Annotated in this window: 21 protein-coding genes, 1 rRNA gene and 2 other annotated features (1 of these 24 cut by a window edge); all 22 genes read left to right on the forward strand. The window is 37.1% G+C overall.

Annotated features, from left to right (window positions below):
* The first annotated feature begins 139 nt into the window (after positions 1-139).
* The 22 genes from rrf to rplA all read left to right on the forward strand — a co-directional run bounded on the left by rrf (position 140) and on the right by rplA (position 19579).
* A 5S ribosomal RNA gene (gene rrf, locus LD272_RS20150) occupies positions 140-255 on the forward strand.
* 441 nt (positions 256-696) lie between these two features.
* Positions 697-1395 carry an MgtC/SapB family protein gene (locus LD272_RS20155; RefSeq protein ID WP_226038399.1) on the forward strand — a complete coding sequence of 233 codons (699 nt, stop codon included), beginning with the start codon at positions 697-699 and terminating at the stop codon, positions 1393-1395.
* Positions 1396-1567: 172 nt separating this feature from the next.
* Positions 1568-2026, forward strand: coding sequence for a CtsR family transcriptional regulator (locus tag LD272_RS20160; RefSeq protein WP_226038400.1), 459 nt, complete (start codon positions 1568-1570; stop codon positions 2024-2026).
* A 30-nt stretch (positions 2027-2056) separates the two neighbouring features.
* Positions 2057-2605, forward strand: a complete 549-nt coding sequence (mcsA, locus tag LD272_RS20165) for a protein-arginine kinase activator protein McsA (protein ID WP_226038401.1) — start codon at positions 2057-2059, stop codon at positions 2603-2605.
* Positions 2605-3669: a protein-arginine kinase McsB gene (gene mcsB / locus LD272_RS20170; protein ID WP_226038402.1), complete on the forward strand. Its 1065-nt coding sequence runs from the start codon at positions 2605-2607 to the stop codon at positions 3667-3669. The genes mcsA and mcsB overlap by 1 nt, the downstream gene beginning before the upstream one ends.
* Before the next feature lie 18 nt (positions 3670-3687).
* Positions 3688-6120 carry an ATP-dependent protease ATP-binding subunit ClpC gene (gene clpC / locus LD272_RS20175; protein ID WP_226038403.1) on the forward strand — a complete coding sequence of 811 codons (2433 nt, stop codon included), beginning with the start codon at positions 3688-3690 and terminating at the stop codon, positions 6118-6120.
* A 245-nt stretch (positions 6121-6365) separates the two neighbouring features.
* Complete coding sequence (gene radA, locus LD272_RS20180) at positions 6366-7742, forward strand: DNA repair protein RadA (RefSeq protein ID WP_226038404.1); 1377 nt, start codon at positions 6366-6368, stop codon at positions 7740-7742.
* A gap of 255 nt (positions 7743-7997) precedes the next feature.
* Positions 7998-9092, forward strand: coding sequence for a PIN/TRAM domain-containing protein (locus LD272_RS20185; protein ID WP_226038405.1), 1095 nt, complete (start codon positions 7998-8000; stop codon positions 9090-9092).
* Between the two features lie 185 nt (positions 9093-9277).
* Positions 9278-9979, forward strand: a complete 702-nt coding sequence (ispD, locus tag LD272_RS20190; protein ID WP_226038406.1) for a 2-C-methyl-D-erythritol 4-phosphate cytidylyltransferase — start codon at positions 9278-9280, stop codon at positions 9977-9979.
* Positions 9979-10461, forward strand: coding sequence for a 2-C-methyl-D-erythritol 2,4-cyclodiphosphate synthase (ispF, locus tag LD272_RS20195; protein ID WP_226038407.1), 483 nt, complete (start codon positions 9979-9981; stop codon positions 10459-10461). The genes ispD and ispF overlap by 1 nt, the downstream gene beginning before the upstream one ends.
* 52 nt (positions 10462-10513) lie before the next feature.
* Positions 10514-11977, forward strand: coding sequence for a glutamate--tRNA ligase (gltX, locus tag LD272_RS20200; protein ID WP_226038408.1), 1464 nt, complete (start codon positions 10514-10516; stop codon positions 11975-11977).
* Between the two features lie 48 nt (positions 11978-12025).
* Positions 12026-12243, forward strand: a binding site (T-box leader).
* A 164-nt stretch (positions 12244-12407) separates the two neighbouring features.
* The gene (gene cysE, locus LD272_RS20205) at positions 12408-13052 is read left to right on the forward strand and encodes a serine O-acetyltransferase (RefSeq protein WP_226038465.1); all 645 of its coding nucleotides are present in this window, start codon (positions 12408-12410) and stop codon (positions 13050-13052) included.
* Positions 13053-14453 (forward strand): cysteine--tRNA ligase, encoded by a 1401-nt coding sequence (gene cysS, locus LD272_RS20210; protein ID WP_226038409.1) that lies wholly within the window; start codon positions 13053-13055, stop codon positions 14451-14453.
* A 2-nt stretch (positions 14454-14455) separates the two neighbouring features.
* Entirely contained in the window at positions 14456-14854 is a 399-nt protein-coding gene (locus tag LD272_RS20215) for a Mini-ribonuclease 3 (protein ID WP_226038410.1), read from the forward strand.
* 7 nt (positions 14855-14861) lie between these two features.
* Entirely contained in the window at positions 14862-15605 is a 744-nt protein-coding gene (gene rlmB, locus LD272_RS20220) for a 23S rRNA (guanosine(2251)-2'-O)-methyltransferase RlmB (RefSeq protein WP_226038411.1), read from the forward strand.
* 3 nt (positions 15606-15608) lie between these two features.
* Positions 15609-16118, forward strand: coding sequence for an NYN domain-containing protein (locus LD272_RS20225; protein ID WP_226038412.1), 510 nt, complete (start codon positions 15609-15611; stop codon positions 16116-16118).
* An 86-nt stretch (positions 16119-16204) separates the two neighbouring features.
* Positions 16205-16852: an RNA polymerase sporulation sigma factor SigH gene (gene sigH / locus LD272_RS20230; protein ID WP_226038466.1), complete on the forward strand. Its 648-nt coding sequence runs from the start codon at positions 16205-16207 to the stop codon at positions 16850-16852.
* 69 nt (positions 16853-16921) lie between these two features.
* Positions 16922-17068, forward strand: coding sequence for a 50S ribosomal protein L33 (gene rpmG, locus LD272_RS20235; RefSeq protein WP_226038413.1), 147 nt, complete (start codon positions 16922-16924; stop codon positions 17066-17068).
* A 40-nt stretch (positions 17069-17108) separates the two neighbouring features.
* The gene (gene secE, locus LD272_RS20240) at positions 17109-17288 is read left to right on the forward strand and encodes a preprotein translocase subunit SecE (protein ID WP_226038414.1); all 180 of its coding nucleotides are present in this window, start codon (positions 17109-17111) and stop codon (positions 17286-17288) included.
* 230 nt (positions 17289-17518) lie between these two features.
* Positions 17519-18052 (forward strand): transcription termination/antitermination protein NusG, encoded by a 534-nt coding sequence (nusG, locus tag LD272_RS20245; protein WP_226038467.1) that lies wholly within the window; start codon positions 17519-17521, stop codon positions 18050-18052.
* Positions 18053-18274: 222 nt separating this feature from the next.
* Positions 18275-18700, forward strand: coding sequence for a 50S ribosomal protein L11 (rplK, locus tag LD272_RS20250; RefSeq protein WP_226038415.1), 426 nt, complete (start codon positions 18275-18277; stop codon positions 18698-18700).
* Between the two features lie 189 nt (positions 18701-18889).
* Entirely contained in the window at positions 18890-19579 is a 690-nt protein-coding gene (rplA, locus tag LD272_RS20255) for a 50S ribosomal protein L1 (RefSeq protein ID WP_226038416.1), read from the forward strand.
* Positions 19580-19664: 85 nt separating this feature from the next.
* Positions 19665-19690: a sequence feature (ribosomal protein L10 leader region), on the forward strand; it runs 126 nt beyond the window's last position.

Here is a 19690-nt window from a genome sequence, read left to right on the forward strand (position 1 = left end):
TGCTTATAACAGCGAGGATTTGGGAGTCGAAGCTAGAATGATAAAGCGAAAGCTTATGAATGTCGTTTTGTTTTCACGTTGATGTCTTGTTTTTCTTATCTAGTTTTGAAGGTGCATTGCCTTTAAATATACCTGTTGGTCTAGTGGCAATAGCGGAGAGGTCACACCTGTTCCCATGCCGAACACAGTAGTTAAGCTCTCCAGCGCCCATGGTAGTTGGGGCTTTGCCCCTGCGAGAGTAGGACGCCGCTAGGCATTAAATTAAGCCTCTAAAAGGTTATTCTTTTAGAGGCTTTTTTGTAGTCTAGTAAATTATAAAGTGGATAATTAATTCCTAAGATAGTTCATCCAGATCCAGCGAAATAACCCTAAGTTAAACTTCAAAGTGGTTTTGCGACGAGTAATTGCAGGAGCAGCTGCCCCATTTGAGGTCTTAAGTCGCATCCTCTATGTTGTAAAGAGCGCCATGCCGAGGCTTGTCTTATTGCCCTAGGGTGATCACAAAGGAAGGCAACTTAGAGTGTCTTTTCTTAATTCAAAGGCACCAGCGCTTTTGTTCTGATATCTAGGATTTATAACTATCTATGAGAGAAAGTAAAAAACATTGATTTATTTTACAATTTTAGAAATTCAGATAGAATAATACTAATGAATTTATAAAAATGATAATACAATTAGAATGAGGATGGTGAAAAAATGGCAATAGCTATAGACAACTTATTTAGTGATGATTTTGTTTTAATGGCAACGCGAATATTTATTGCTCTCATACTATCTGGTCTAATTGGCTTTGAAAGAGAACGTAATAATCATTCTGCAGGCTTTCGTACACATATTCTTGTCGGAGTAGGAGCCTGTTTAATGATGTTACTCTCGTTGTATGGTTTTGAAGAGTATATTCAAAAACATGATAATATTAGGTTTGATCCTGCTAGAATTCCATCTTACGTAATAAGTGGTATTGGTTTTCTTGGTGCAGGTACAATTATTGTTAATGGAATGACAATAAAGGGATTAACTACAGCTGCGTCTATCTGGGCTGTTGCTGGTCTTGGCTTAGTAATTGGAGTAGGAATGTATAGTGAAGCAGTCTTAACCACAATCGTTATATTGTTGAGTTTAGTATTTCTAAATAAATTTGAAAAACTTTTTAGAAAAGATCGGAACAAATTATCCACTCAAATTGTAATTGCTCCTGAAATGGATATAGAAAGCATATTAAAAGTGTTTGACGAATTTAACTTAAAAGTTGGGAAATTAGAAATTGAGAAGAAAGTGGATTTGGATAGAAATCTATTCATAGTAATTGATAGTATAAAAGGGTATGACAAATATAAATTATATGATCGAGTCTCAAAAATGGAACATGTAAAAAAAGTCAACGAACGGCAATAAATCAAGAAAAATTATAACTTAGTATTTATTGAAAAATCCTTGTTTTTTTACAGGGATTTTTTTGAATTTAACGGCAAGAATAGAAATAAAACATTTCATTTGCATCAAGTAAAAAGTCGAGTATAATTAAAGTCAAAGATAGTCAAAGTCAATAATTGAGGAGGAGGGCAATATGAGTAATATTTCTGATGTTATTGAAGCATATTTAAAAAATATTATTCAAGGTAATAACAAGAATACAATAGAGATAAAACGTAGCGAGATAGCTGATAGATTTGAATGTGTTCCTTCTCAAATTAATTATGTGATAAACACTCGTTTTACAGTAGAAAGAGGATATATAGTCGAAAGTAAACGGGGAGGCGGAGGTTATATCCGCATTATTAGAATCACAAATGTGGATAAGGCGAAGCTAATTGATGAAATTACTGAAATGATTCAGCCAAGAGTAACTCAGCAAGCGGCAGTTGATATTTATGAAAGAATGTTAGAAGAAGAATTGATTACAAAGCGTGAGGCGAAAATTATGTTAAGTGCAATTAGTAGAACAACACTTGCATTTCAACTGCCTCTAAGAGACGAATTAAGGGCAAGAATAATGACAGCAATGTTATCTTCATTAAAATACTAAGACAGTCAGTCTTTGGAGGGAGATGATGGTATGGAGTGCCAAGAATGTCATGAACGCCCAGCAACATTACATTTCACAAAAGTTGTGAATGGAAGTAAAACAGAAATTCATGTTTGTGAGCATTGTGCAAAAGAGAAAGGCTATGTTTCGTACGGGGAAGAAGCTTATTCACTACATGATTTACTATCGGGCCTATTTAACTTTGATACTTCCCTAAATGAACAGAAGTCTAAAAATCTTTCAGATGAACAAGGTCTAAAATGTCCAAAGTGTGGTATGACTTACAAAGAGTTTACTCAAGTTGGTAAATTTGGTTGTGCATCTTGTTATCATACATTTTCAGATCGTTTAAATCCAATTTTCAGACGTGTTCATAGTGGTAATATTGTTCATGAAGGTAAAATACCTAAAAGAATAGGCAGTAATATTTATCAGAAGAAATTATTAAATGGATATAAAGAAAAGCTTCAACAGTTAATTCAGAGTGAGGAATTTGAACAAGCTGCACAGGTTCGTGATCAAATAAAGGAAATGGAAAAGGAAAAAGGCACTAACCATGATGGAGAGGGTGAGGTGTAATGTCATTACAGCAATTTATGAATGAAGCAATAAGTCCATGGATGAAAGATGAAGGGCCGGATAGCGACATTGTAATGAGCAGCAGGATCAGGTTAGCTAGAAACTTTGATCAAACCCCTTTCCCTATTATTGCTGAGAATGAGGACTTAGAAAAAATTCTGGATTTTTTTAATCAAGAATATCACCAGCAGTCTTTTAAAAATTATCATGATCTTGAATTTGTTAGAATGAGTGATTTAAAACCAATTGAAAAACGTGTACTTGTTGAGAAACATCTAATCAGCCCGCATTTGGCAGAAAACGGAAAACTGGGAGGAGCATTAATCTCAAAAAGCGAACAGGTATCTGTTATGGTTAATGAAGAAGATCATATACGGTTTCAGTTGTACTTTCCAGGTTTTCAACTAGAGGAAGCATTAGCACAGGCATTTGATTTTGATGATTGGTTAGAAGAGAAAATAAATTATGCATTTGATGAAACTAGAGGATATTTAACAAGCTGCCCAACGAATGTTGGAACGGGAATGCGTGCTTCAGTTATGATGCATTTACCCGCCTTAGCCTTAACACAAAAGATTAGTCGAATGATTCCTGCGATTAATCAGTTAGGACTTGTGGTAAGGGGTATATATGGTGAGGGTAGTGAGGCGCTAGGTAATATATTTCAGATATCCAATCAGATTACCCTTGGTAGATCTGAACGAGATATTGTTGAGGATTTACGGAGTGTTGTAAATAAATTAGTTGAACAAGAGCGCAAAGCACGACAACTACTAATTGAACAATCAGAACTTCAATTGGAAGATCGTATTTTTAGATCTTACGGGGTACTAGAGCATAGTCGTATCATAGAATCAAAAGAGACGGCTATATGTTTATCAGACGTAAGACTTGGGATTGACGTTGGATTTATTAGTAATGTCTCTAAAACAATATTAAATGAATTGTTGGTTGTAACCCAACCTGGGTTTTTACAACATTATGCCAAAAAAACACTCTCACCTCAAGATAGGGATATATTAAGAGCTTCATTAATTCGAGAACGATTAAAATTAGAAAAATAACGCTAGGAGGATACCCAGATGATGTTTGGACGTTTTACTGAAAGAGCGCAGAAAGTTCTAGCCCTCTCACAAGAAGAGGCTGTAAGGCTTGGTCACAATAACATAGGTACAGAGCATATTTTATTAGGGTTGGTAAGTGAAGGGGAAGGTATTGCTGCAAAGGCCCTTAGTTCACTTGGGTTAGAAACAGAAAAAATACAAGAAGAAGTAGAGAAACTTATCGGAAGAGGACAAAAGGTCTCACAAACTATTCATTATACACCAAGGGCTAAGAAGGTAATTGAGTTATCAATGGATGAAGCTAGAAAGTTAGGACATTCGTATGTTGGAACAGAACACATCTTACTTGGATTAATTCGGGAAGGTGAAGGTGTGGCTGCACGTGTTCTTAATAATTTAGGTGTAAGCTTAAATAAAGCTCGTCAACAAGTACTTCAGTTATTAGGGAGTAATGAGTCGGCATCTAGTCAGCATAGCCGAGGAGGCCAATCAGCTACAGCCAATACACCCACGTTAGATTCACTAGCTAGAGATTTAACTTCTATTGCTAAAGAAGGAAATATAGATCCAGTAATAGGACGTGAAAAGGAAATTGAGCGAGTTGTTCAAATATTAAGCCGCCGTACAAAGAATAACCCCGTGTTAATAGGTGAGCCTGGTGTTGGTAAAACGGCTGTTGCTGAAGGTTTAGCACAACAAATAGTTAATAATGAAATTCCTGAGACACTTCGTGACAAACGAGTAATGACCCTTGATATGGGTACGGTTGTAGCTGGAACAAAATACCGTGGAGAATTCGAAGATCGTCTCAAAAAAGTAATGGAAGAAATTCGACAAGCGGGTAATATTATTCTATTTATCGATGAATTGCATACATTAATTGGTGCAGGTGGGGCAGAAGGTGCTATTGATGCTTCTAATATCTTAAAACCTTCGCTTGCTCGCGGTGAGCTCCAGTGTATTGGTGCGACTACGTTGGATGAATACCGTAAGTACATTGAAAAAGATGCTGCACTAGAACGTCGTTTCCAGCCTATCCAAGTTGAAGAACCAACTTTAGACGAATCCATTTTAATCTTAAAAGGTTTACGAGATCGTTATGAAGCACACCACCGTGTGACAATTACAGATGATGCAATTGAAGCTTCTGTAAGGTTTTCCGACAGATATATAACAGATCGCTTTTTACCTGATAAAGCAATTGATTTAGTTGATGAATCAGCATCAAAAGTTCGTCTTCGTTCATATACAGCTCCGCCTAACTTAAAAGAATTGGAGCAACATCTTGAAGAAGTTAGAAAGGAAAAGGATGCGGCAGTTCAAAGTCAGGAATTCGAGAAAGCAGCTTCGTTAAGGGATAACGAACAACATCTACGCGAAGAATTAGATAAAACAAAAGAAGAATGGAAAGAAAAACAAGGTCAAGAAAGTTCAGAAGTAACTGTTGAAGACATAGCAAGTGTCGTTTCAACCTGGACTGGTGTACCTGTATCAAAACTAACTAAAGATGAAACGGATCGATTACTTAATATGGAATCTATCCTTCATGACCGCGTCATTGGTCAGAATGAAGCTGTTAAAGCTGTGTCAAAAGCGATTCGTAGAGCGAGAGCAGGACTAAAAGATCCGAAGCGACCAATTGGTTCATTTATCTTCTTAGGTCCAACAGGAGTAGGTAAAACAGAATTGGCGAGGTCGTTAGCTGACGCTATGTTCGGTGATGAAGACGCTATGATTCGAATTGATATGTCTGAGTACATGGAAAAACACTCTACATCTCGATTAGTAGGGTCACCGCCGGGATATGTAGGTTATGAAGAAGGTGGACAATTGACAGAAAAGGTACGTAGAAAACCTTATTCAGTTGTTCTGCTTGATGAAGTGGAAAAGGCTCATCCGGAAGTATTCAACATTCTGTTGCAGGTCTTAGAAGACGGGCGTTTAACGGATTCTAAAGGGCGATCAGTAGATTTTAGAAACACCGTTTTGATAATGACCTCAAACGTGGGTGCGAGTGAACTTAGACGAAATAAATACGTCGGGTTCAATTTTGAAGAAGAACAAGAGGATTACAAGGGAATGAAGTCAAAAGTGGTAGAAGAAATGAAAAAAGCATTTCGTCCTGAGTTCTTAAACAGAATTGATGAAACCATCGTGTTCCATTCCTTAGAAAGAAAGCATATGAAAGAGATTGTGACGCTAATGGTACAGCAATTACAGAAGCGTTTATCCGATCAAGAAATTGACTTCCAAATAACAGATAAAGCAATTGAAAAAATTGCAAAAGAAGGTTTTGATCCGGAATATGGGGCGCGTCCATTAAGAAGGTCAATTCAAAAAAATGTAGAAGATTTATTATCAGAGGAACTATTAAAGGAAACTATTCAAAAAGGTCAAAAGGTTAAAATTGACATAAATAGTAAGGATGAGTTTGCTGTTTCCGCAGAGTAAGTACAGTGTTAATTAAGTCTTAGGGTATATGGTTAAATCGGAAGGTCATGACCTTCCGATTTTTTCATAGTAAGAAATTTATAAAATGGTAATAACGTCGATAATGGCATTAAAATTTAAATAGATTTTAATTTTCCATAAAATTTCCACATTTTCCATAAAGTTTTAAATAAAATGATAGAACTTTGTAACTTATACGTCATACAACTCGTATAGAATGGGTATAGGAATGAGGTGCGACAGCGTTGGTAAAAAGAAAAACGAAATATGTTTGTCAAGAATGTGGTTATGAATCGCCAAAGTGGATGGGCAAATGCCCTAGCTGCAATAACTGGAACACATTAATCGAAGAAGTGGTGGCATTACAAAACGCTTCAAGACATACAATGGTAACAGCACAAACATCGAAACCTAAAGCGGAGAGTATTACCGCAATTCAATCGCTAAAAGAACCTAGAATCACAACGAATATGGAAGAGTTTAATCGAGTGCTTGGAGGGGGAATTGTCCTAGGCTCACTCGTACTTATTGGAGGAGACCCAGGGATAGGGAAATCTACCTTACTACTACAAGTTTCTGCCCAGCTTGCGGATAAAAACTTAAGTGTTTTATATATATCAGGAGAGGAATCTGCTCAACAAACGAAACTTAGAGCAGATCGTCTCGGAGTAATGTCTGATCAACTCTATGTTTTAGCAGAAACTAACTTAATGGATATCGCGAACCAAATAGAACAATTAGCTCCCTCTTTTGTCGTCATTGATTCAATTCAAACTATATTTCGCGAGGAAGTTTCTAGTGCACCTGGCAGCGTATCGCAAGTGCGCGAATGTACAAGTGAACTAATGCGGATAGCTAAGAGTAATAATATCCCAATTTTTATTGTGGGGCATGTTACTAAAGAAGGGTCAATTGCAGGTCCACGACTTCTAGAGCACATGGTAGATGCGGTGCTATATTTTGAAGGTGAGCGTCATCACACTTTCAGAATTCTACGTGGTGTGAAAAACCGGTTTGGAAGCACGAATGAAATGGGTATATTCGAAATGAAAGAAGAAGGTTTACGAGAAGTATTAAACCCTTCAGAAATATTTTTAGAAGAAAGATCGCAAGGAGCTGCGGGCTCAACTGTTGTGGCATCTATGGAGGGAAGTAGACCTGTTTTAGTAGAAATCCAGTCCCTTATCTCGCCTACTAGCTTTGGAAACCCTAGAAGAATGGCAACAGGAATAGATCATAACCGTGTGCCGTTATTAATGGCTGTTTTAGAAAAAAGAGTTGGGCTAATGTTACAAAACCAGGATGCCTATGTAAAAGTTGCTGGGGGAGTGAAATTAGACGAACCAGCGATTGACTTGGCAATTGCTGTTAGTATAGCTTCTAGTTTTAGAGATCAAGTCTCAAGACCAGATGATATTCTAATAGGAGAGGTTGGCTTAACTGGAGAAATTAGAAGAGTGTCTAGAATTGAACAAAGAGTACAAGAAGCTGCCAAGCTAGGATTTAAACGTGCAATAATACCAAGCAGAAACCTAGATGGTTGGACAATTCCTAAAGAAATTGAAGTTATAGGTATAAATTCAGTTCATGAAGCTTTAAAGGCTTCACTTGGTGAAAGATAAGTTAAAGGCCAGTAGCGCTCGCTATTCTCAAAATTAACTAGATTGATTTCAAGGGGAAATTATGGACAAACAAGCCTAAATGAAAAGATAACAACATTTGACTTGTTATATCAATTGTGGTAAAATTTTATGCTTGCTTATTTGACTGTTTTTGCCAATTGTGTTATTTTATATGAATACAATTGATATAATTTATAAATATATTAGATTAACTTTTATAAAATTGGAAATACTAATTGATAGGAGGTGACTGTGGTGCTAAAAAGAATCGTGCAGTTATTTATTATTGTTGCGGGTGGTACCATTGGGTATTTGTATGTACCAGATTTAATTGGGTTATTAGATTTTTCAAGCGGTAACTGGATAGAGTCCCCTTATGTAGGCTTAATTCTAGGTGCTATTATTTTATTTCTATTATCGTTTTGGGCTGTTGATTATATTGTTGACTTCTTCCGACTAGTGGAAGAAAGATTGGTTAAGGCTCCAGTGGCAGACCTTTTATTTGGTAGTTTGGGAGTTATTATTGGATTAGTTATTGCATTTCTAGTAAACATTCCTTTGCAAGACATTCAGATCCAAGTGGTGTCGCAGGTCATACCAATCTTTTTAACTGTGCTTATGGGTTATCTCGGCTTTCAGGTTGGTTTTAAGCGAAGAGATGAATTTTTGGGACTGTTAACATTGGCCAAAAAGGAAAAAGATAATAAAAAATCAGATGAAGATCTGACAGAAAGTGATGTTCCAAAAGTAAAAATATTAGACACTAGTGTTATTATTGATGGCAGAATTGCAGACATTTGCCAAACTTGCTTTCTAGAGGGGACAGTAATTATTCCACAGTTTGTATTGGAAGAACTTCAGCATATTGCCGATTCCTCAGATGTATTGAAACGAAACCGAGGCCGACGTGGTTTAGATGTTTTAAATCGGATGCAGAAGGATATACCAGTGAACGTGGAAATTTATGAAGGTGATTTTGAAGAAATACAAGAAGTAGATAGTAAGTTAGTGAAACTAGCAAAGGTAATAAACGGAATCGTCGTCACCAATGATTTTAACCTTAATAAAGTTTGTGAATTCCAAAACGTTCAGGTGCTTAATATTAATGATCTTGCTAATGCTGTTAAACCGGTAGTATTACCAGGTGAAGAGCTCACTGTTCAGGTAATTAAAGATGGGAAAGAGCAAAAGCAAGGTGTTGCCTATCTGGATGACGGAACAATGATTGTTGTAGAAGAAGGTAAAGACTATATCGGTAAAACGATTGAAGTGCTAATTACTAGTGTATTGCAAACCTCTGCAGGCCGTATGATATTTGCTAAACCAAAATTACTTGAAAAAGCACTCTAAAAAAGGTATAACATATATGGTAAACAAAAGTGATAACATCATGTTATCGCTTTTGTTATACTATCAGAGAGAATTAGTTTTGGTAAAAAATAAATAGTAGTAAAAACCATTGACACTTGTTCAGGTTAAATTAGAAAATTAGTGGACAAGTCCCTTACTATATTCTACTCATAAGGCGGATAAATATGTTTAAATATTATGCAATTGTGTTAGCTGCTGGTGAAGGTAAGCGGATGAATGCTGGTGAAAATAAACAGTTTATTAAGGTTGGGAATAAGCCTTTAATCATACATACGCTGGATGTTTTTGCTGATGATAGCTGGTGTCATTCGATTATACTAGTTGTAAATTATAATGAAATGAAACGGATGCAGGATTTAATAAATGAGTATCCTGTAAATAAAACAGTTATACTGGTTGAAGGTGGAAGTGAGCGCCAAAATAGTGTGCTGAAAGGACTAAGTCATATAAACGATCCAGAAGGTATCGTCTTTATTCATGACGGGGCAAGACCATTTGTGAGTAAAGATAATCTCCACCAGTTGGCTACCATCACAAATAAAAAGAAAGCAGCTTTATTAGCTGTACCTGTAACTGACACGATTAAACAATTAAATGGAAATGAATTAACTACATTAGATAGAAAAACGTTATGGGCTGCTCAAACACCGCAAGCCTTTCGTGTTGATGTTATCCACCAAGCACATGATTTGGCTGCAACTGAGAACTTTCTTGGTACAGATGATGCATCTTTAGTTGAACGGATGGGTTATCCTGTCGAAATAGTAAAGGGTAGCTATGATAATATTAAACTGACAACTCCTGAGGATTTGCAACGTGCCCAGGCTTTTTTAAAAGAAAAAAATGACGAGAGGGAGAAAGCATGATGTTTCGTATTGGGCAAGGTTTTGATGTTCATCAGTTTGCTGATAACCGTCCTTGTATTATTGGTGGGGTAACAATTCCTCATGAACAAGGACTTTTAGGACACTCTGATGCAGATGTTTTATTACATACGATTGCAGATGCTTGTTTAGGTGCAATTGGAGAAGGTGATATAGGTAAACACTTTCCAGATACTGATCCATTATATAAGGATGCGGATTCTGAAAAACTGCTTAGTCATGTATGGCAATTAGTAACTAACAGAGGTTATCAATTAGGGAATTTAGATTGCACTGTAATTGCCCAACAACCAAAGATGGCGCCATTCATAGAAGAAATCAGAAGTAATATTGCGCGTATTTTGACTGTCAACGTCGACCAAGTCAATGTAAAAGCTACAACTACAGAGAAATTAGGATTTACTGGACGCAATGAGGGAATTGCTGCTCAGGCTGTGGTTTTGTTGTATGCTAATCAACAATAAAAATTGTATAGTAAAAAGAATTTTGCACGTATGGATGAAGGAGTAGATAATTATGACAAATGAAGTAAGAGTTCGTTACGCACCAAGTCCAACAGGAAATTTACACATTGGCAATGCTCGTACTGCACTATTTAACTATTTATATGCACGAAGCTTAGGCGGGAAGTTTATTATTCGAACAGAAGATACAGATGAAAAAAGGAATGTAGAGGGTGGCGAAGAGAGCCAACTTAATTATTTGCGATGGCTAGGAATAGAATGGGATGAAGGCGCAGATATTGGAGGCGACTATGGACCCTACCGCCAAACAGAACGTTTGGAAACATACCAAAAATATGTGGATGAGTTACTCGAAAGAGATCTTGCTTATAAATGCTACATGACAGAAGAAGAGTTAGATCAAGAACGGGAAGAACAAAGAGCAAACGGACAAGTTCCTAAGTATTCTGGTGCTCATTGCAATTTGAGTCAAGAACAAATAGATACTTTTGAAGCAGAAGGGCGTAAACCAAGCATTCGCTTCCGAGTTCCAAAAAATAAAACGTATAAGTTCAATGACATTGTTAGAGACAAGATCACATTTGAATCAAGTGATTTTGGTGACTGGGTTATTGTTAAGAAGAACGGTATTCCTACTTATAATTTTGCAGTAGCAATCGATGATTATTTAATGAAAATTTCCCATGTTTTAAGAGGGGAAGAGCATATATCAAACACGCCAAAACAGATGATGATTTATGATGCGTTTGCTTGGGAGGCGCCAACGTTTGGTCATATGACCCTAATTTTAAATGAAAATCGCAAAAAACTAAGCAAGCGTGATGAACACATTTTGCAATTTATTGAGCAATATAAGAATTTAGGTTATTTACCAGAAGCGTTATTTAACTTTATTTCGTTGCTTGGATGGTCACCTGTAGGGGAAGAAGAACTATTTACAAAGGATCAATTTATCGAAATGTTTGATCCAGAGCGTTTATCTACTTCACCAGCAATCTTTGATCCTCAAAAGCTTAAATGGGTCAATAACCAATATATAAAAGCGGCGGATTTTGATGATGTTGTAAAATTAAGTTTGCCTCATTTAGTTGCTGCAGGTAGACTTCCGGAAGATATGGATGTAGACCAGCATAATTGGTCTTTAGAATTAATCGGACTTTATAAAGATCAACTTAGCTTTGGGGCAGAAATTGTAGAATTGACAGAGCTTTTCTTTAAACAAGAAATTGATTTTACTGAAGAAGCACTGGAGATATTGCAAGGCGAACAAGTACCGGAAGTGTTACAAGCATTTGCCAAGAAGTTAACTGAACTTGAAGACTTTACACCTGAAACGATAAAGGCTGAAATTAAAGCAACTCAAAAAGAAACTAAACATAAAGGCAAAAAACTTTTCATGCCAATCCGAGTTGCTACTACAGGACAAGTACACGGCCCAGAACTGCCTAATGCGATTCATTTGCTAGGAAAAGATAGGGTAGTGGCAAGAATATATTCAGCTTTAGAAAAAAACTAAACTGATTGTTTCACATTTAGTGGATTATATAATATAGTAGTATTACAAATATGAACGTTGATGAGGAGAAGTAAAAAGTAGCGATCTTATACAGAGAGAATCACCGCTTTGGCTGAAAGTGATTTTTAGACCGTTCTTTTGAAATGCACCTCTGAGTCTCTTATTGAAATTAAGTAAATAAGGGCGGTTCTCACCGTTATAAGAGACTAAGTTGAGGGGTTGATTATCCCTAAACAGAGTGGAACCGCGCAAAAAGCGTCTCTGTGTTTTGATAAACACAGAGGCGTTTTTTTTCTAGGAAAATTATAAAAAGGACTGCTGTGGATGATTAGTTACTAAGTTAGCCACGTCAAAGCTCCGGCGCCTGCGCTTTTTTCCATCCCTTGTTTTAAACGTCATCAATCTAAGAAGGAGGCTGTTTGGTGTGAGTATGTCAAAATTGTTAAAGCAGGATATTGAAGTGGTTTTTGATCAAGACCCCGCGGCGCGGACTTATTTTGAAGTTTTTCTTACGTACTCAGGACTACACGCCATCTGGGCCCATCGATTAGCACATGCGTTATATAATAAAAAGTTTTTCTTTATCGCCCGTTTTATTTCACAAGTTAGCCGCTTTTTAACAGGAATTGAGATCCATCCAGGTGCAAAGATAGGCAATCGCTTTTTTATTGACCATGGAATGGGAGTAGTAATTGGTGAAACTTGTGAAATAGGAGATAATGTTACCATCTTTCAAGGTGTAACGCTCGGGGGGACTGGAAAAGAGCAGGGCAAGCGTCACCCGACAATTAAAGATAATGCTCTAATTGCTACCGGGGCAAAAGTATTAGGATCGATTACTATTGGGGAAAGTTCTAAAGTAGGAGCTGGATCGGTTGTACTAAACGACGTGCCTGACCACTCTACTGTTGTTGGCATTCCGGGGCGTGTAGTAATTCAAAATGGTGAGAAGGTAAGAAGAGATCTTGATCACCATAAGTTACCAGATCCAATGTCAGAAGTGATAAAAGAAATGAAAAATGAAATAAAAAATTTAAAAAACGAGCTAGTTGAATTGAAAGGAAGGAACAAGTAAATGCCCATTCAGATTTATAATACGTTAACTAGACAAAAAGAACCCTTTAAAACAATAGAAGAAAATAAAGTTAGGATGTATGTCTGTGGTCCAACTGTATATAATTACATCCATATTGGTAATGCTAGACCTGCTATTGTCTTTGACGCCGTTCGAAGGTATTTAGAATATCGAGGTTACGAGGTGAAATATGTTCTAAACTTCACAGATGTAGATGACAAAATCATTAAAGCGGCAAATGATCTTGGTGGTGAAGTGTCAGAAGTGGCAGAGCGTTATATCAATGCATACATGGCTGATGTAGCGGCACTAGGTGTAAAAGAGGCTGTTCATCACCCGCGTGTAACAGAAACAATGACTGATATAATTGAATTCATTGCTAATCTTATTGATAAAGATTACGCATACGAGGCGGATGGAGATGTCTATTTTAAAACCCGCGCCTTTGATGGTTACGGGAAACTTTCTCATCAACCAATTGACGAGTTGCGTTCTGGTGCCCGAATACAAGTTGGCGAAAAGAAAAATGACCCGTTAGATTTCGTGTTATGGAAACAGGCTAAACCTGGAGAAATTGCATGGGAATCACCTTGGGGAAACGGAAGACCAGGTTGGCATATTGAATGTTCAGCTATGGCTAAAAAATATCTTGGTGAAACAATAGATATTCATGCCGGGGGTCAAGATTTAACATTTCCGCATCATGAAAATGAAATTGCGCAATCTGAGGCTAGTAATGGTCACACGTTTGCAAACTATTGGATGCACAACGGGTATATTAATATTGATAATGAAAAGATGTCTAAGTCTCTAGGGAACTTTGTGCTAGCGCATGACCTTATTAAGCAACATGACCCTCAAGTTATTCGTTTCTTTATGTTGAGTGTTCAATACCGAAATCCGATTAATTTCAGTGAAGCACTACTAGAAGGGGCTCAAAATAGTTTGGATCGAATTAAGACAGCTTATCAAAACTTGGAGCACAGAAAAAATTCTAGTACTAACTTAGCTAATGATAGTAAAGAGTGGAAAGATAAAGTTGAACAATACAAGCAACGTTTCACAGATGAAATGGATGATGATTTCAATACAGCTAATGCTATTGCTGTGCTTTTTGATATAACGAAAGATGCGAACGTTTATTTGCAATCAAAGCAAACCTCTGTAGATGTGATTACCGCATTTCAAGAAGTATTATCATCGCTTACAGGTATACTTGGAATCGAGTTGCAAGAGCAGGAACGCCTCTTAGAGGACGAGATTGAATCATTAATAGAACAAAGAATAGATGCAAGGAAGAATAGGGACTTTGCATTAGCAGATAAAATTAGGGATGACTTAAAAGGGAGAAATATCATTTTAGAGGACACCCCTCAAGGAACTAGATGGAAGCGGGGCTGATGATGAATAGTACTAATGATGCAAAGGTAATGAAAAGTTTAACCCTCGCGTATATGGGGGATGCTGTGCACGAAATCTATGTTAGGCAACACTTGATTAATAAAGGGTCAGTTAAGCCCAATCACTTACACCAAACAGCTATTAAATTTGTTTCTGCTAAAGCGCAAGCGAAAGTGATATTGCACTGGCTAGATTCAGAGTTACTATCTGACGATGAAATGAGCGTTGTACGGAGAGGAAGAAACGCTAAATCAGGTTCTGTTCCTAAGAATACAGATGTTCAAACCTATCGGTATGGCACGGCGTTTGAGGCTCTAATTGGCTATTTATACCTAGATGGACAAGAGGCAAGACTTAAAGAATTAGTAAGCATGGCAATAGAATTTGTTGAAGGAAGGTGATGAAGTAATGTCAGAAGAATGGATTATTGGAAAAAACCCGGTGATTGAGGCACTAAAGTCAGGACGATCAATCAATAAGTTAATGGTGTCTGATCAGTTACATACACAATCATTTCAAAAGATAAATACTCTTGCGAAGCAAAGTGGTGCAATCGTTCAACGCGTACCTAAGAAAAAAATTGATCAATTGGTAGAAGGTAATCATCAAGGAGTGGTAGCATCGGTTGCCGCGTATTCGTATAGTGATCTAGATGATTTGTTTGCTGCAGCGAAAGCAAAAAATGAAGAGCCGTTTTTTATGATTTTGGACGAAATAGAGGATCCTCATAATTTGGGGTCTATCATGCGAACTGCAGATGCGACAGGTGCTCACGGTATTATCATACCAAAACGTCGATCGGTTGGTTTAACTGCTACAGTCGGAAAGACTTCGGCTGGTGCAATTGAATATATACCTGTGGCGCGTGTTACAAATATAGTAAACGTGATTGAAGAGTTAAAGGAACGGAATGTGTGGGTTGTTGGAACGGAAGCGGAAGGATCTGAGGATTATCGACAGCTAGATGGAAGCATTCCAATTGCTTTAGTTATTGGAAATGAAGGAAAAGGGATGAGCCGTCTTGTGAAAGAAAAATGTGACTGGACTGTTCGGCTAGCAATGCAGGGAAGGGTTACTTCACTAAATGCCTCAGTTGCGGCAAGCCTTCTTATGTATGAAGTTTACCGAAAACGTCACCCGATTGGCGAGTAAGTCATGGTTGTATTATTAGTTGACGGGTACAATATCATCGGTGCATGGGAAGAGTTGAAAGCATTAAAAGACCTCGATTTGGCTCAGTCGAGAAAAATACTAATAGAGAAGATGGCGGAGTATCAAGCGTATAAAGGTGAGAAAGTTATTATTGTTTTTGATGCTTACTATGTCCAGGGTGTAGAAACAAAACAAACAAGCTATAACGTTGATGTTATCTACACGAAAGAAAATGAAACTGCTGATGAATGTATTGAACGCCTTGTTAAGGAAATTAAGAATGTCAAAACAAAAGTGTATGTTGCAACATCTGACTATACGGAGCAACGAACAATATTTGCTCAAGGGGCCCTTAGGAAATCGGCAAGGGAACTATTGATTGAAACAAAGAGTATTGAAAAAGAAATTGAAGAAGAATTAATAAATTATAAAAACAATCAAGTATCTACAAAAATACCAATCAATAAAGATGTTTTGGAAGTATTTGAGAAATGGCGTCGAGGTAAACACTGACGCATTGTTGACGTTTGGGAAGCGCTTCCTGTATAATACTTCTATATATTCACGGAATATAATCGGGGGGAGTCCAGGTGAGCACCTTGCACAAGGATACAGACAACCAGGAACTAGATTTAGGAATTCTTGAAGATGATGAGCTGATCAAATTAGTTCATTGTGGGCATAGTCAAGCATTGGACCATTTGATTCACAAGTATAGAAACTTTGTTCGTGCGAAAGCTCGCACATATTTTCTGATTGGCGCAGATCGTGAAGATATTGTACAAGAAGGTATGATAGGTTTGTATAAGGCGATCAGGGATTTCAAGGGAGACAAGCTATCATCATTCAAGGCATTTGCTGAGCTTTGTGTCACTAGGCAGATTATTACGGCTATTAAAACTGCAACAAGACAGAAGCATATTCCTCTAAATTCTTATGTATCTTTGGACAAGCCTATTTATGATGAAGAGTCTGATCGGACATTGCTAGATGTTATTGGGGGGTCAAAAACGATAGACCCTCAAGAATTAATAATTAATAGAGAAAAGTTCGTTGATATGGAACTTAAAATGTCAGAATTATTAAGTGAATTAGAAAGAGAAGTACTTGCATTATATTTAGATGGTCAGTCATATCAGGAAATATCCGTAGAATTAAAACGACACGTAAAGTCAATTGATAATGCTTTGCAACGTGTCAAGCGTAAGCTCGAACGCTATCTAGAAATTAGTGAGATTACCTTGTAAACAAGCGTTGACAGGGTTTTATAACCATGCTACATTAGTAGGAGTGAGAACCCTTAGATAGGGGAAATTATGTCAAAAAAAATAGTACTAGCATGCACACAGTGTTTAAGCAGAAATTATACTACTAATAAAAATACAGTTACTTCCGAGCGATTAGAAGTTCGGAAATTTTGCAAAAGATGCGGAGTTCATACCTTGCATCGAGAGACAAAATAAGGAAGAAGCCATTAGTCGGCATCAGTTTGGGGGTACAAGCATGAATCTTGTTACGTTCTTCAAAAATGTATCTAGGGAAATGAAAAAAGTAACATGGCCTAGAAGACGAGAATTAACACGTTATACAATAACGGTTATTAGTACAGTTGCTTTTGTAGCGGTGTTTTTTGCGGTTATTGATTTAGGGATTACTCAAATTCTTAACTTATTTTTTGAATAATAGTTTATATTTTATGCTATAATGAATAATAATAATATTTTTTGAGCAAAAAACCCGTCTTGCGGGTTTTTTAAATTGGAAAAAAATAATGAAATACAAGCCTACGGTGTGATCTGAATCGGTTGTGAAAGCGTGATGAACAGCTATCACTTATCCGTCATTGATAGGAATAGACTTGGATTATCAGTTAATTATAAGGGAGGGAAGGACAAGAACGTTTGTCCTATATTATGGAAAAACAATGGTTTGTGGTGCACACTTATTCAGGGTATGAAAATAAAGTGAAAGCTAACTTAGAAAAACGCTTAGAATCGATGGGTATGGAAGACAAAATCTTTCGAGTGCTTGTCCCTGAAGATGAAGAAACTGAGATTAAAAATGGTAAAAAGAAAGTATCCAAAAAGAAGGTATTTCCAGGCTATGTACTTGCTGAAATGGTTATGACTGATGATTCTTGGTACGTAGTTCGCAACACACCGGGCGTAACGGGATTTGTTGGTTCAACTGGATCTGGACAAAAACCTATTCCTCTTTTAGATGAAGAAGTGGAAGTTGTTCTTAAACGTATGGGAATGGATGAGCCAATTACAGAAATTGATTTTGAGGTTAAGGAAAGTGTTCGCGTAACTGACGGACCATTCACTAATTTCACGGGTTCTATCGAACATATTGATATCGACAAACAAAAAGTGAAAGTACACGTAAATATGTTTGGAAGAGAAACCCCTGTTGAACTAGAATTTTCTCAGATTGAGAAATTGTAGGTACTGGGATATATAGAAATTTTAGCTAGTAGTGCGAAGTGGTTTTAAATAGGTGTTTCTCTTATTATGGAAAACAACTAAACATTCACTTGCAATTTATCTATAAAGATGCTAGAATTTTTATGTTCTTTATGCCTCGAGTATAAGGTTTAATTTGTATATGAAATGAGTGGGAGGGTACAAACCCTATTACCACATCACGGACTTAAGGAGGTGTGTTTCGTGGCTAAAAAAGTTATAAAAGTTGTAAAACTTCAAATCCCAGCAGGGAAAGCAAATCCAGCACCACCAGTAGGACCAGCACTAGGTCAGGCAGGTGTTAATATCATGGGATTTTGTAAGGAATTTAATGCTCGTACCTCAGATGAAGCAGGTATGATTATTCCGGTTGAAATTACGGTGTTTGAAGACCGTTCATTTACATTTGTTACTAAGACTCCACCTGCAGCTGTTCTTCTAAAGAAAGCAGCTGGAATCGAAAGTGGATCAGGTGAACCAAACAGCAAAAAAGTTGCGACTGTAAAGCGTGACAAGGTAAAAGAAATTGCTGAAACAAAAATGCCTGATCTAAACGCTGCTGACGTTGAAGCGGCTATGCGTATGGTCGAAGGAACTGCGCGTAGTATGGGTATTGTTATTGAAGACTAATCCCACAACGGTACTCTTACCATAGGAGGAAGGTTGCGAAGATGGAGTAACAACCATTTCGCAACCTTTGTTGTTGGAAGTCTAGCTATGCGGGCCGCTAGTCATTCTTGTTATTTGAATACGGCGCCCGTTCCGCTTTATTAAGTGGGAGGTATAACCGTTAAAACCACAATCTAGGAGGAAAATATAATGGCTAAGAAAACAAAAAAGCAACAAGAAGCACTAAAACTTGTTGATCGTACAAAAGAGTATGGAATAAAAGAAGCTTTAGAGCTAGTTAAGCAATCTGCTAAAGCAAACTTTGACGAAACAGTTGAAGCTGCATTTCGTTTAGGAGTAGATCCTAAAAAAGCTGACCAGCAAATCCGTGGAGCAATGGTTTTACCACACGGTACTGGTAAAACACAAACTGTATTAGTTTTTGCAAAAGGCGAGAAAGCAAAAGAAGCAGAAGCTGCTGGAGCAGATTTCGTTGGAGAACAAGAACTTATTAGCAAAATTAACCAAGGTTGGTTTGATTTTGATGTTATCGTAGCAACACCAGATATGATGGCAGAGGTTGGTAAACTTGGTCGTGTACTCGGACCTAAAGGTTTAATGCCGAATCCTAAAACTGGAACTGTAACTTTCGATGTTGAGAAAGCTGTTAACGAAATTAAAGCAGGTAAAGTAGAATACCGTGTTGATAGACAGTCAAACATTCATGTTCCTATCGGTAAGGCATCTTTTGATATCGAAAAACTTGTTGAGAACTTTGAATCACTACTTGATACTGTAGTCAAAGCAAAACCACAGGCGGCAAAAGGTGTTTATATGCGTAACGTTGCTGTGACATCAACAATGGGACCTGGCGTAAAAGTTGACGTTTCTTCAAAATAAACTGTTGACTTAGAACAAATTGTTGTTTATAATAAACAATGTTGTTTAAAAGCTTATCTATATAAGGTTGCTTTAAATATATTAATAAATAAAATACGTTATACCGTAGAC

The organism is Aquibacillus saliphilus, from assembly GCF_020404745.1.
Classification (GTDB): Bacteria; Bacillota; Bacilli; order Bacillales; family Amphibacillaceae; genus Aquibacillus; species Aquibacillus saliphilus.

Excerpts from the sequence above, each read along its gene's own strand:
- gltX (WP_226038408.1), top strand. The coding sequence starts at position 10,514 with ATGACAAATGAAGTAAGAGTTCGTTACGCACCAAGTCCAACAGGAAAT.
- LD272_RS20225 (WP_226038412.1), top strand. The coding sequence starts at position 15,609 with ATGGTTGTATTATTAGTTGACGGGTACAATATCATCGGTGCATGGGAA.
- LD272_RS20155 (WP_226038399.1), top strand. The coding sequence starts at position 697 with ATGGCAATAGCTATAGACAACTTATTTAGTGATGATTTTGTTTTAATG.
- clpC (WP_226038403.1), top strand. The coding sequence starts at position 3,688 with ATGATGTTTGGACGTTTTACTGAAAGAGCGCAGAAAGTTCTAGCCCTC.
- rplA (WP_226038416.1), top strand. The coding sequence starts at position 18,890 with ATGGCTAAGAAAACAAAAAAGCAACAAGAAGCACTAAAACTTGTTGAT.
- cysE (WP_226038465.1), top strand. The coding sequence starts at position 12,408 with ATGTCAAAATTGTTAAAGCAGGATATTGAAGTGGTTTTTGATCAAGAC.
- LD272_RS20215 (WP_226038410.1), top strand. The coding sequence starts at position 14,456 with ATGAATAGTACTAATGATGCAAAGGTAATGAAAAGTTTAACCCTCGCG.
- rlmB (WP_226038411.1), top strand. The coding sequence starts at position 14,862 with ATGTCAGAAGAATGGATTATTGGAAAAAACCCGGTGATTGAGGCACTA.
- ispF (WP_226038407.1), top strand. The coding sequence starts at position 9,979 with ATGTTTCGTATTGGGCAAGGTTTTGATGTTCATCAGTTTGCTGATAAC.
- ispD (WP_226038406.1), top strand. The coding sequence starts at position 9,278 with ATGTTTAAATATTATGCAATTGTGTTAGCTGCTGGTGAAGGTAAGCGG.
- mcsB (WP_226038402.1), top strand. The coding sequence starts at position 2,605 with ATGTCATTACAGCAATTTATGAATGAAGCAATAAGTCCATGGATGAAA.
- mcsA (WP_226038401.1), top strand. The coding sequence starts at position 2,057 with ATGGAGTGCCAAGAATGTCATGAACGCCCAGCAACATTACATTTCACA.
- nusG (WP_226038467.1), top strand. The coding sequence starts at position 17,519 with ATGGAAAAACAATGGTTTGTGGTGCACACTTATTCAGGGTATGAAAAT.
- cysS (WP_226038409.1), top strand. The coding sequence starts at position 13,053 with ATGCCCATTCAGATTTATAATACGTTAACTAGACAAAAAGAACCCTTT.
- rpmG (WP_226038413.1), top strand. The coding sequence starts at position 16,922 with ATGTCAAAAAAAATAGTACTAGCATGCACACAGTGTTTAAGCAGAAAT.
- LD272_RS20160 (WP_226038400.1), top strand. The coding sequence starts at position 1,568 with ATGAGTAATATTTCTGATGTTATTGAAGCATATTTAAAAAATATTATT.
- secE (WP_226038414.1), top strand. The coding sequence starts at position 17,109 with ATGAATCTTGTTACGTTCTTCAAAAATGTATCTAGGGAAATGAAAAAA.